The organism is Streptomyces sp. NPDC006879 (genome assembly GCF_042869595.1).
GTDB lineage: Bacteria > Actinomycetota > Actinomycetes > Streptomycetales > Streptomycetaceae > Streptomyces.
This window is the reverse complement of the sequence record NZ_JBIAGC010000037.1, coordinates 50,382-62,235: the sequence shown is the minus strand read 5'-3', so window position 1 is coordinate 62,235 and position 11,854 is coordinate 50,382. Positions and strand designations below refer to the sequence as shown.

General features: G+C 68.5%; 7 protein-coding genes. 1 reads left to right on the top strand and 6 read right to left on the bottom strand.

Going from position 1 to position 11,854, the window contains the following annotated elements:
* Positions 1 to 90: 90 nt before the first annotated feature.
* The 6 genes from ACFYMC_RS23185 to pta all read right to left on the bottom strand — a co-directional run bounded on the left by ACFYMC_RS23185 (position 91) and on the right by pta (position 10,526).
* Positions 91 to 1,290, bottom strand: coding sequence for a hypothetical protein (locus ACFYMC_RS23185; RefSeq protein WP_388528419.1), 1,200 nt, complete (start codon positions 1,288 to 1,290; stop codon positions 91 to 93).
* Positions 1,291 to 1,594: 304 nt separating this feature from the next.
* Positions 1,595 to 2,530, bottom strand: a complete 936-nt coding sequence (locus ACFYMC_RS23180) for a LamG-like jellyroll fold domain-containing protein (RefSeq protein ID WP_388528427.1) — start codon at positions 2,528 to 2,530, stop codon at positions 1,595 to 1,597.
* Positions 2,452 to 5,169, bottom strand: coding sequence for a hypothetical protein (locus tag ACFYMC_RS23175; RefSeq protein WP_388528417.1), 2,718 nt, complete (start codon positions 5,167 to 5,169; stop codon positions 2,452 to 2,454). Before ACFYMC_RS23175 ends, ACFYMC_RS23180 begins: the two co-directional genes overlap by 79 nt.
* A gap of 546 nt (positions 5,170 to 5,715) precedes the next feature.
* Entirely contained in the window at positions 5,716 to 7,140 is a 1,425-nt protein-coding gene (gene pyk, locus ACFYMC_RS23170) for a pyruvate kinase (RefSeq protein WP_388528415.1), read from the bottom strand.
* A 62-nt stretch (positions 7,141 to 7,202) separates the two neighbouring features.
* Positions 7,203 to 8,402 carry an acetate kinase gene (locus tag ACFYMC_RS23165; protein WP_388528413.1) on the bottom strand — a complete coding sequence of 400 codons (1,200 nt, stop codon included), beginning with the start codon at positions 8,400 to 8,402 and terminating at the stop codon, positions 7,203 to 7,205.
* 33 nt (positions 8,403 to 8,435) lie between these two features.
* Positions 8,436 to 10,526 (bottom strand): phosphate acetyltransferase, encoded by a 2,091-nt coding sequence (pta, locus tag ACFYMC_RS23160; protein ID WP_388528411.1) that lies wholly within the window; start codon positions 10,524 to 10,526, stop codon positions 8,436 to 8,438.
* A gap of 289 nt (positions 10,527 to 10,815) precedes the next feature.
* Here pta and ACFYMC_RS23155 point away from each other — a divergent pair, with 289 nt between their 5' ends.
* On the top strand, positions 10,816 to 11,841 hold the full coding sequence (locus ACFYMC_RS23155; protein ID WP_388528409.1) for an ATP-dependent 6-phosphofructokinase: 1,026 nt from the start codon (positions 10,816 to 10,818) through the stop codon (positions 11,839 to 11,841).
* Positions 11,842 to 11,854: the final 13 nt, after the last annotated feature.

The following is an 11,854-nucleotide window of genomic DNA, read 5'->3' as shown; positions in this document are numbered from 1 at the left end:
AACTACGAGATCACCGGAAACCGCCTCGTCACCTCGCGCCAGCGCTACCCTGCCCGCCCACACGCTCAACTGGACAACTACGACGCTCAGTCACATGAAGGAGGAGCCCTTCTTGTAGCCGGGTTCACCGGCGTCGTCGCCGACGACGGGGACCGTCCAGACCGACTTGGTCTCCTGTGATCCGGCTCCGGGGAGTTTGTTGAGTCCGAAGGTGTAGGTGGTGCCGTCGCCGGTGATGACCTTCCAGTACTCGCCGTCCTTGTCGGCCGGGTCGGTGGCGGTGTCGCCGCGGTCGGTGCTGTCGGCACCGGTCAGGTGGAGGACCTGGGAGGCGTCGTCGTTCTTCAGGCGCCATGTGCCGGTGGTGTCGTCCTTGACCAACTCGCTGGCTTTGCCGTTGAGGACCAGCGAGGCGTTGTCGTACTTCCAGCACAGATCGGACTTGTCCTTGTGCCCGTCGTCCTCACAGGTCCCGTACTTGCGCTCGACGTAGGACGTCGCGCTCACATCGAAGCCCTCACCGACCTGCGAACCCTGGTTGTTGGTGTTCGCGGTACGCCCATCGACCGAACCCGAGTTGTACGACAGCCCCACCGAAGGCGTGGGGCCGGCCGCCACCGGCGGGACCATGATCGGGTAGGACCATGTGAACGCCCCAGAAGACCCCCCGGCCTCCCAGTTGGAGGAGGCGGAGAGCGGGGTCGCCTCGAAGTCGCCGGCGCCCTTCTGCGAGGTTCCGCTGGTGGCCATGGCGGCGAACACCGTGGGCGAGGACGCGGACAGGGTGGCAGCACCGGTCAGTGTCTGCTGGTCGATGTCGTTGGTGGTGTCGAGTTCGCTGGTCTTGCGGCATTCCGCCTTCTGTGGCGTGGTCAGCGCGCAGGCGGGCAGGGTGACCAGACCCAACCGGGTCGACCAGGATCCACCCACCGCGGAGGCGAAGTCCCCGTAGCTCAGGCTGACCTCCGCCCTACCCGGCCGTTGGGCCCGTGCGGTGAACAACACCCCCGTGATACCGGCGGCACGCGCCTTGCGCTGGTCGAGTACCTCGACGGTGGTACTGCCGCCGGCGAGCGGCACCACACTACGGCCACTGACCCCAGGCGCGGACGGCCACACCCGCACCAGATCCTTGACACCGGAGCCCTTGAAACCCGCCCCACGCCTGAAAGCAGCGGCCTCGGGCCAGGAAGCACTGCGCTCCGCCCGAGCCCGAGCCGCCTGAGCCTCGTTCTCCTTCCTACTACGGGCAACCACATCACGAGCCGCCTTCGCACCCGGCGTCTTCACCGCGAACACCCTGGCCGCACGCGGCCCGGGCAACTCAGGAGCACCGGGAAGCTCCGCAGCACCCGCCAACGGGGTCAGAGAACCCGGCACCGACAGGGCGACCACCATGGCGCCGACCAGGGGAATGCGGAACCGGGCCGTTCGCCGTGGTCGCGACCGCGGTCGTGGTGTCCGGCCCGGCAAGGGGATTTTCAGCATACGAGACCCTCATCGTGTGTGAGTGGACGAGAAAGTTGGTGAAACTCGTGGTTCGGGGCGCGTGTTGGAGGGGGCGGCCGGCGTCGGCCGCCCCCGAACGGCCGGGTCAGTAGTCCTTGCCGAGGATGTGGTGACCGACCTGTTCCTTGTCCTTCATGGCGCCCGACCACAGCCGCAGTCGGCTGATACGGCCGGGGAAGTGGTGGCCCCACTCGCCCTTGGTGAAGCCCTTGCCGACGGCGAGTGAGCCCGTGCTGGTCAGAGGGCTGAAGTCGGTGGGGTCGCCCTGGCGAATGTCACCCATGTACAGGGCAGCAGTTCCCGACTGTGCGTCATGAACCCCGGTGAGGCGCACCGGACTGCCGGATTCGATCACCCCGTCGGTCCCGATCGAAGCTGTGCTGCCGTCCTGGCTGAGACGCCCGAAGTACCAGCGCCCCTTGACCACATACTTCGTCCGGAACGGGTCGTCCGGCTTGCCCTCTTCCTCGATTCGCCGGGCGGATGTCTTCTCGAACCAGATGCCCCAGGAGGAGTATCCCGAGGTCCGCTGCCCGATGACCTGCGCCTTGTAACCGTTCGGCTGCTTCGCGAGAGCCTCCGCGTCGATGTCCGCCTTGGCTGTCACGGTGAACGATCCGAAGTCGTCGACCAGGGGGCCCGCGACGGTCGCCGCCCCCGTCGTGCCGTTGAAGTCGAAGTACTCTTCCTTGACCGTGACCCCGGAGTTCAGGACGAGGCGCCTGCGGTATCCGCTGCTGTCCCCGACCTCCCCGGACTGTGCGTCCTCAGGGTTCCAGCGGGCGACCATCTCGACGGCGTGCTTGCCCGTCGCGGGGTCACGCAGCCGTGCGTCCTTGACGATGGAGTCCGCGCCGAGGGCGCGCTGCCATACGGTCAGTTCATCGATCATCCCCGGGAAGTAGTTGGTCCAGTTGCCCCGGTACTTGATCCGGCCGATGGTCATCGGGCCGGTCGCGTTGATGGGTTTGCCGACCTCCTTGACCCCTTGGAGCTCGCCGTTGACGTAGAGCTTGAGCAGGTCGGTGGAGGCCGCGTAGGTGGCGGCGACATGGGTCCACACGCCGCCACGGTGTCCCGCTTCGCGAGCACCTTGTTGGTGGTGTCGGTGGAGGCGGTGGTGTCGCCGGACGGAAGTCGGGCGGCCCACTTGCCGTCCGCCGAGTGGCTGATCGCGATGCCGCTCATGGCCGTACCCGCCTGGCCCACCATCGAGAAGTCCCGGTCGACCCGGTCGGGTCGCACCCATCCGGCGATGGTGTAGGAGGCGCGGGTGTCCAGCACCGGGCCGCTGGTGGCGGCGTAGGCGTCGACTCCGTCGAGCCGCAGGGTGCGGTCTTCCTTCTCCTCCTCGATGAGCCAGCCCCGGCGACCGTCGGTGGGGCGGGTGGCTCCGTTGTGGAGCTTCGCGGGGTCCTGGTACGCGGACACGGTGGTCGAGGTGTCCCGGGCGTCCCCGGAGGTCTCGTGGAAGCTCCAGCGAGCGACCGGGCCGCTGCCTTCCTTGACCGCGAAGTCGACGATCCGTTCGTTGCCCACGCGGCCGAGGGAGTCCTTGGCCTTCACGTGGAGCCGGACGGTGCCCGAGATGGTTGGGGTGATCTTGACGGTGACTGTGGAGCCGGACCTGCTGTGCCAGGCCTTCTCGGTGGACAGCTTGTAGAGGTACGAGCTGTTGGTGTCCCCCGACGCTGCCCGGAAGGTCACCGTGCCCGGGATGTCCGGGCCGCCGAGCGGGACGCAGGAGGTGGTGTCGCATTCCTGGTACGGATCGCCGTTGAACTCGATCCTGGCTGCCTTGGGGGCGGCCCGATCGACCTTGAAGTAGCAGTTGCCGGTGGCGCGGCTCGCCCGTACCTCGGAGCCGGCGTAGGACCGGGTCCAGGACGAGGTGCGGTAGAGCACCCCGTCGGAGAGGGTCACGGGCACGTCCCGGACCACCTGCTTGCCGTCGCCGACGTAGCCGGACGTGGGCGTCTCCAGGTAGGAGGCGCCGGTGACCGGTACCCACTGGCCGTCGCCCTGCTTCTTCTGGACGGTGAAGATGGACCGTAGTGAGGCCTCGGCCTCGGCGCCGGGAGCGGTCTGGGGCCGGGCGGCCAACTTCGGGGTGGGGTCGGAGATGACGTCGGGATCGGTTGCGTCCCTGGAGCAGGAAGTTCCGGTGCCCGCCACGATTCCCATGCCGGTCGGTACGGCGGGCCGGCTGATGTACTTCACGCTCAACACGGCGTCGTTGCGAAAGCGCTTCCAGGCGCTGGTGTCGCTCTCGTCGGCGGCCCGCAGTTCCAGTGTCAGGCGGTCGAACTTGCCGGCGGCGAAGTCCCGCACGGTCGGAGTGAGGTTCTCGTCGGGCTCGTCCGGGTTGTCGTTGAACGTGATGGGCGCGGCAGGTGAGTTGGGATCACAGGAGGAGCCGCGGCCGGCCGAGACGTAGCGGTCGCCCATCATGTCCAGGCGGGCCGGCCGGGTCGACCATTTCGTGGACTTGTAGATCTCCCGGGTCCGTACGAGTTGTACGTTGCGGGGGGAGCACTGGAAGGCCCATGGCTCGGTGATGGTGAAGGAGGCGTCCAAGACCTCCTTGCCGGCCAGCTTCTGTGGACCGAACTCGAAGTAGAGGCGCTGCACGTATCCGGGGCCACAGTAGTAGCCGTTCCAGGAGCCGCACTTGCCCACGCCGCGGCCCTGCTTGTCGGCCTTGTTGTCCCAGTCGTACAGGGAATAGCCGTCGCTGCGCAGGAGCAGGTGTTCGGAGTCGTCGGTGCCGATCTGCGGGTCGATGTAGAGGGGGTACGCCGCCGGGTCCTGCTGTGTCAGCAGGTCGGTGTCGGGGACGACGGCCAGTGAGCGGGCCTCCACGTGCACGGGCAGCTCGGCGGTCTTGTCACCATGCCCGGGGCCGTCGAGAGGCGAGTCCGGATCGTCGTTCGCGTCCCCCTCGGTGGGGGCGACCGCCGGGGAGCTCAGGCTCGCCGTGCGTATGCCCGTGGCCGTTCGCGCCTGGGGCGTCGTGGTGGGCGCCTGCGTGGCGTCCGGGCCGCTTGAGTCCCACATCAGTGCGGGTGGGGCGACGAAAACGTCGTTGCCGTCGCTGTCGGCGGCCGAGAAGCCGCCTTCCTTGCTTCCGGAGACGGTCAGCCCGTTGGTGCTCAGGGAGAACTCCACCCGCTTCAATGCCGGGTTGGCCGCGGCCTGTGGGGTCTTGACGACCAGCACCTCCCGGAAGCCCTCGGTGGTGGCGGTCATCCGCAGGTCTACCCCTGGCAGTACCTCCCGGTAGGTGGCGTCGTCTCCCTCCAGTACCGGCTGGGGTAGTCGACCGGGCCACCCCAGGGTCAGGGACCGTCCGCCCCTCCCCTTGAGCTCCACGAGCCCCGTGCCCGGTCCGCCGGGGGAGAAGGTCACACCGACTACCGCGGCCCTGGGCCCGATGCCGCCATCGGGGCGGACGACCAGTGTGGCGTCCGGCTCCACCCATCGGTCTGGGCCATTCCTGACCCGGACGGGGACGACGGACTGCTCTAGCTGAAACGATTCCCCATCCGGGTTCGCGTAGGTCGTGGTGTACTCGGTGCGTTCGCCGAGGACCTCGACCCGTTTTCCCGCTCCCGCTGCTTCGGACAGTGCGCGCTGCCCTTCCGGGGTCCCCCGCTCCACGCCATCGGATCGTTCTCCGCGGTGGCCATCGAGACCGTGTGCGGGCGCTATTCCCGCGGAGAGAAAGAGAGTTGCCAATGCGGCGGTCAGGGCGCGACGAGGCGCCCTCCGCTCTTTGAAAAACATATCCACCCCGGTTGGTGCAAGGTTCCCCCGAAGCCTTGCTGGTCTGGAGCCTTCCCCGGGCCCCGCATGGCACTTTAACTGACCTTTAGGTCTCGGGGCAGGTGGATTTCCCGTCGCCGGGATCGATTGCAGGAAGCTGCATGGGCCGCAAAACGGTCGTTCTTCAATAAAGTTGGATACTCGTCATGCGTGTTGGCCTTATGGGGATTTCCAGCCCCGTATCAGTAAGGGATGAGGGGCTGTTCGCGAAATCTTCCGGAGTGCCTCACGGTGTCGCGCCACAGCCTTTTGTTACTGCAATCCCTTTGATTTGCGGCGAGTTGGGCGCGCATCTGCGCGTCACCGCGCTGCCCCGAAAACGCCGGTGGGCCGCACCCCCCGGGCTCGGGGATGCGGCCCACCGGTGGTGGCAGCGCCTGGTCAGTCCTGGCCGCCCAGGTGGTGGACGCGGACCATGTTGGTGGTGCCGGGGACGCCGGGCGGGGAGCCGGCCGTGATGATCATGGTGTCGGCCTTGTTGTAGCGGCCGAGCTTGAGCAGCTCGGCGTCGACCAGGTCGACCATGGCGTCGGTGTTGCTGACGTGCGGCACCACGTAGGACTCGACGCCCCAGCTCAGCGCCAGCTGGTTGCGGGTGTTGTCGTCGGTGGTGAAGGCCAGGATCGGCTGGGCCGCGCGGTAGCGGGAGAGTCGGCGGGCGGTGTCACCGGACTGCGTGAAGGCGACCAGGGCCTTACCGCCGAGGAAGTCGGCGATCTCACACGCGGCGCGGGCGATGGAACCGCCCTGGGTGCGCGGGCGCTTGCCCGGGACCAGCGGCTGGAGGCCCTTGGAGAGGAGCTCCTGCTCGGCCGCGACCACGATCTTGGACATGGTCTTGACGGTCTCGATCGGATAGGCGCCCACCGAGGATTCGGCGGAGAGCATGACCGCGTCGGCGCCGTCCAGGATGGCGTTGGCCACGTCGGAGGCCTCGGCGCGGGTGGGCCGGGAGTTGGTGATCATCGACTCCATCATCTGGGTCGCGACGATCACCGGCTTGGCGTTGCGGCGGCACATCTCGATGAGGCGCTTTTGCACCATCGGCACCCGCTCCAGCGGGTACTCGACCGCCAGGTCACCGCGGGCCACCATGACGCCGTCGAAGGCCATGGCCACGGCCTCCATGTTCTCTACCGCCTGGGGCTTTTCGACCTTGGCGATGACGGGAACCCGGCGGCGCTCCTCGTCCATGATCTTGTGGACGTCCTTGACGTCGTCCGCGTCGCGGACGAAGGAGAGGGCGACCAGGTCGCAGCCCATCCGCAGGGCGAAGCGGAGGTCCTCGATGTCCTTCTCGGACAGGGCGGGGACGTTGACGGCGGCACCGGGCAGGTTGATGCCCTTGTGGTCCGAGATGACCCCGCCCTCGATGACGATGGTCTGGACCCGGGGGCCGTCCACTCCGGTGACCTGGAGTTCGACGTTTCCGTCGTTGATCAGGATCTGGTCGCCCTTGGAGACGTCTCCGGGCAGGCCCTTGTAGGTGGTGCCGCAGATGGACTTGTCGCCGGGAACGTCCTCGGTGGTGATGGTGAACTCGTCACCGCGCACCAGCTCGACGGGGCCCTCGGCGAAGGTCTCCAGTCGGATCTTCGGTCCCTGGAGGTCGGCGAGGACGCCGACGGCTCGGCCCGTGTCCTGCGCGGCCTGACGGACGCGGTGGTACCGCTCCTCGTGCTCGGCGTGGGACCCGTGGCTCATGTTGAATCGGGCCACGTTCATGCCTGCCTCGATGAGAGCTTTCAGCTGCTCATACGAGTCGACGGCGGGGCCCAGCGTGCAGACGATTTTGGAACGGCGCATGAGGCGGATCCTATCGGTTTGTTTCGTAGCGGAATATTCCGTCTGGTGGAAAGTCCAAGTGACTACCGAGTAACCAGGTCGTAGGCCTGTGCGGCGATCTCCAACTCCTCGTCGGTCGGCACCACCGCGATCGCCACCCGGGAATCCTCGGCGCAGACCAGTCGGGGTTCGCTGGAGCGTGCGGCGTTCGCCGCGCCGTCGAGCACCAGGCCGAGCCCCGACAGCCCGTCGACGGCAGCCTCCCGCACGGCCGCGGCGTTCTCGCCGACCCCGGCCGTGAACACCACCGCGTCCACCCGCCCGAGCACGGCTGTGTAACCGCCGATGTACTTCTTCAGCCGGTGAACGTACACGTCGAAGGCCAGCTTCGCCCGCGCGTCCCCTTCGCCCGCCCGACGCAGGATCTCCCGCATGTCGTTGTCCCCGCACAGGCCGAGCAGGCCGCTGCGCTTGTTCAGCAGGGTGTCGACCTCGTCGATGCCAAGGCCGGCCACCCGGGAGAGGTGGAACACCACCGCCGGGTCCAGATCGCCCGAGCGGGTGCCCATGACCAACCCCTCCAGCGGGGTCAGTCCCATCGAGGTGTCCACGCAGATCCCGCCGCGCACCGCCGAGGCGGAAGCGCCGTTGCCCAGGTGCAGAACGATCACGTTGACCTCCGCCGGGGCCTTGCCCAGCAGGGCGGCGGCGGCCCGCGAGACGTAGGCGTGCGAGGTGCCATGGAAGCCGTACCGGCGGATGTCGTACGCCTCGGCCGTCGCGGCGTCGATGGCGTAGTGGGCGGCGTGCTCCGGAATGGTCGAGTGGAAAGCGGTGTCGAAGACGGCGACCTGTGGCAGGTCGGGGCGCAGGGCCCGCGCCTCTTCGATCCCGGTGATGTTGGCCGGGTTGTGCAACGGGGCCAGTGGCACCAGGGCCCGGATTTCGGCGAGCACCTCCTCGTCGATCACCGTCGGCTCGGTGAAACGGGTCCCGCCGTGCACCACCCGATGGCCGATGGCCGCCAGCTCGGGGGAGTCCAAGCCGGTTCCGTCGGCGGCCAGTTCGCTCGCCACGGCCTTGAGCGCCGCTTGGTGGTCGGCGATCGCGCCGCGTCGCTCCCGCGTCCCGCTGCCGGTCGGGCTGTGCACCAGTCGGGAGGTCTCCTCGCCGATCCGCTCCACCAGCCCCACGGCCAGCCTGGATCCGTCGGCCATGTCGAGGAGTTGGTACTTGAGCGAGGAGGAGCCGGAGTTGAGGACGAGTACGCGCGATGCGGTCACGGGGGAGGGCCTTCGGGTCGGAAGCGGAAGAGTTCAGGCGCTCGGCTGCGCGGTCCGGGTGTCCTGCGCCTGGATGGCGGTGATGGCGATGGTGGTCACGATGTCCTGCACCAGGGCGCCGCGGGAGAGGTCGTTGACCGGTTTGCGCAGGCCTTGAAGGACGGGTCCGACCGCGACGGCGCCGGCCGAACGCTGCACTGCCTTGTAGGTGTTGTTGCCCGTGTTCAGGTCGGGGAAGACCAGCACCGTGGCCCGGCCGGCCACCTCGGAACCCGGCAGCTTGGTGGCCGCGACCGTGGGTTCGACGGCGGCGTCGTACTGGATGGGCCCCTCGACGGCGAGGTCGGGGCGCTGGGCCCGGACGAGTTCGGTGGCCTTGCGGACCTTGTCCACGTCCACTCCGGTGCCGGAGGTTCCGGTGGAGTAGGAGAGCATCGCGATCCGCGGCTCCACTCCGAAGGAGGCGGCGGTGGCCGCTGACTGTACGGCGATGTCGGCGAGTTGCTCGGCGTCCGGGTCCGGGTTGACTGCGCAGTCCCCGTAGACCAGGACCCGGTCGGCCAGGCACATGAAGAACACGGAGGAGACGATCGAGGCCCCGGGCCTGGTCTTGATGATCTCGAAAGCTGGTCGGATGGTCGCGGCGGTGGAGTGCACGGCTCCCGAGACCATGCCGTCGGCGAGGCCCTGCTGCACCATGAGGGTGCCGAAGTAGTTGGCGTCGGTGACCACGTCGTTGGCCAGTTCCACGGTCATGCCCTTGTGGGCGCGAACCTGGGCGTAGTACTCGGCGAACCGTTCCCTCAGGGGGGAGGTGGACGGGTCGATGATCTGCGCGTTGCCCAGGTCGATGCCGAGGTCGGCGGCCTTCTTTAGGACGGCCAGTTCCTTGCCGAGCAGTGTCAGGTCACAGATGCCACGGCGAAGCACCACATCGGCGGCGCGCAGCACCCGCTCCTCGGTGCCCTCCGGCAGGACCACGCGCCGGCGGTCCGCGCGGGCCCGCTCCAGGAGCTCGTGCTCGAACATCATCGGGGTGACGCGCTCGGAGCGTGCCACGGATATGAGGTCGCGTAGTTCCTCGGTGTGCACGTGCCGTTCGAAGAGGCCGAGGGCCGTCTCCAGCTTGCGGGGGGTGGCCGCGCTCAGCCTGCTCTGCAGGGTGAAGAGTTCGGCGGCGGTGGGGAAGCTGCTGTCGGGTACGGAGACGACCGGGGTGCCGGGGGCCAGTTTCGAGGCGAGGGTGAGGATGGCCGGGCCGGGGCGTTCGTTGAGGGTCAGCAGGATGCCGGCGATGGGCGGGGTGCCGGAGGCGTGCGCGGCGAGGGCGCCCACCACCAGGTCGGAGCGGTCGCCGGGGGTGACGACCAGGGCCCCCGGGGTCAGCGCGCTGAGGACGTTCGGCAGGTGGGCGCCGCCGAAGACGAAGTCCATGGCGTCGCGGGCCAGTCCCGCTTCGTCGCCGAGCAGCACCTCACCGCCCAGGGCCCGGGTGATCTGGTCCACCGTGGGCGCGGCCAGCGACTTGTCGTCGGGAATCGCGTAGCAGGGGACGGGGAGCCGGGCGGAGAGGCGGTCGGCGATGTGGTCGCGGTCCTCGGGGGCCACCCGGTTGACGACCATCGCGGCCACGTGGCAGCCCAGGCCCTCGTAGGCGCGGTAGGCGTTGCGGGCTTCGGAGCGCACCGCGTCGGCGTCCTGAGCAGTGCCGCCGACCACGGGGACCACCAGCGCGCCGAGCTCGTTGGCGAGCCGGGCGTTGAGGGCGAGCTCGTCGGGGAGGCTCGTGTCGCAGAAGTCGGTGCCCAGGACCAGGATGACCTCGAAGTCCCGGGCGATGCGGTGGTAGCCCTCCACGAGGCGGGAGACGAGCTCGTCGGTGCCCTGTTCGGCGAGCAGTGCGGCGCCCTGGTGGTACTCCATGCCGTAGGCGGTCGCCGGGGCCTGTTCCAGTCGGTACCGGCTCTTCAGGAGCTCGAACATCTGGTCGGGTCCGTCGTGGAGCAGGGGGCGGTAGAGGCCGACCCGGCCCGTCTGGCGAGCCAGGAGTTCCATGATGCCCAGCTCCACGACCTGGCGGCCGTCCCCGCGTTCGATCCCGGTCACGTACACGCAGCGCGTCACGCGTGCTCTCCGTTCCTGTTCGCTGGCTACTCGCCCGACCGCTCGTGTGTGCGGCGCCCGGCTCAAAATATCGAAAAATCCCTTTGGGGTGGGCCTGCCCTCTTGACAATACCTCTCTCGCTGGGTAGGGCGCCCGCCGGAGCCCGGGCCCGCAGAAGTGGCTCGGGGGCTGGGTGGGTGGTGCAGTAGAAAGCGCGACTCCTGGTGTACGCATGGAACAATCGGACAGGCGTATCTGTAGGACCACCCGCACCACGGGCACGACGAGCAACACAGGAGACACAGCGCGATGCGTATCGGAGTTCTCACCGCAGGCGGCGACTGCCCGGGCCTGAACGCAGTGATCCGGTCGGTCGTGCACCGCGCCCTGACAGGGCACGGTGATGAGGTCATCGGCTTCGAAGACGGTTTCAAGGGCCTGCTCGACGGTCACTTCCGGCCACTGGACCTCAATGCGGTCAGCGGCATCCTGGCTCGTGGCGGCACCATCCTCGGCTCCGCCCGACTGGAACGCGCCCGGCTCCGCGAGGCCGCCGAGAACTGCGCCGAGCTGGCCCGGACCTACGGTATTGACGCGCTCATCCCGATCGGCGGCGAAGGGACCCTGACAGCGGCCCGGATGCTCGCGGACGCCGGAATGCCGGTGGTCGGCGTTCCCAAGACGATCGACAACGACATCTCCGCCACCGACCGGACCTTCGGTTTCGACACCGCCGTCACGGTGGCCACCGAAGCGATGGACCGTCTGAAGACCACCGCCGAATCGCATCAGCGCGTCATGGTGGTCGAGGTCATGGGGCGCCATGCGGGCTGGATCGCCCTGGAGTCCGGCATGGCCGGTGGTGCACACGGAATCTGCCTCCCCGAGCGGCCCTTCGAAGTCGACGACCTGGTGAAGATGGTCGAGGAGCGCTTCGCCCGGGGCAAGAAGTTCGCGGTGATCTGCGTCGCCGAGGGGGCGCATCCGGCGGAGGGGTCCATGCCGTACGAGAAGGGTGCCATCGACCAGTTCGGGCACGAGCGCTTCGCGGGCATCGGCAACAGGCTCGCCGTCGAGCTCGAACACCGGCTCGGCAAGGAGGCCCGCCCGGTCATCCTCGGACACGTCCAGCGTGGCGGCGTCCCGACCGCCTACGACCGGGTGTTGGCCACGCGCTTCGGTTGGCACGCCGTCGAGGCGGTGCACCGCGCGGACTTCGGCAATATGACGGCGCTGCGCGGCACCGACGTGGTGATGGCACCACTGGCGCACGCCGTCACCGAGCTCAAGACCGTTCCCGAGTCCCGGATGTACGAGGCCGAGTCCGTCTTCTGATCCGGATGCCGTG

What these genes read in the sequence shown, in the direction of transcription:
- pyk (WP_388528415.1), bottom strand. Translation starts at nt 7,140, where the DNA reads ATGCGCCGTTCCAAAATCGTCTGCACGCTGGGCCCCGCCGTCGACTCG.
- ACFYMC_RS23155 (WP_388528409.1), top strand. Translation starts at nt 10,816, where the DNA reads ATGCGTATCGGAGTTCTCACCGCAGGCGGCGACTGCCCGGGCCTGAAC.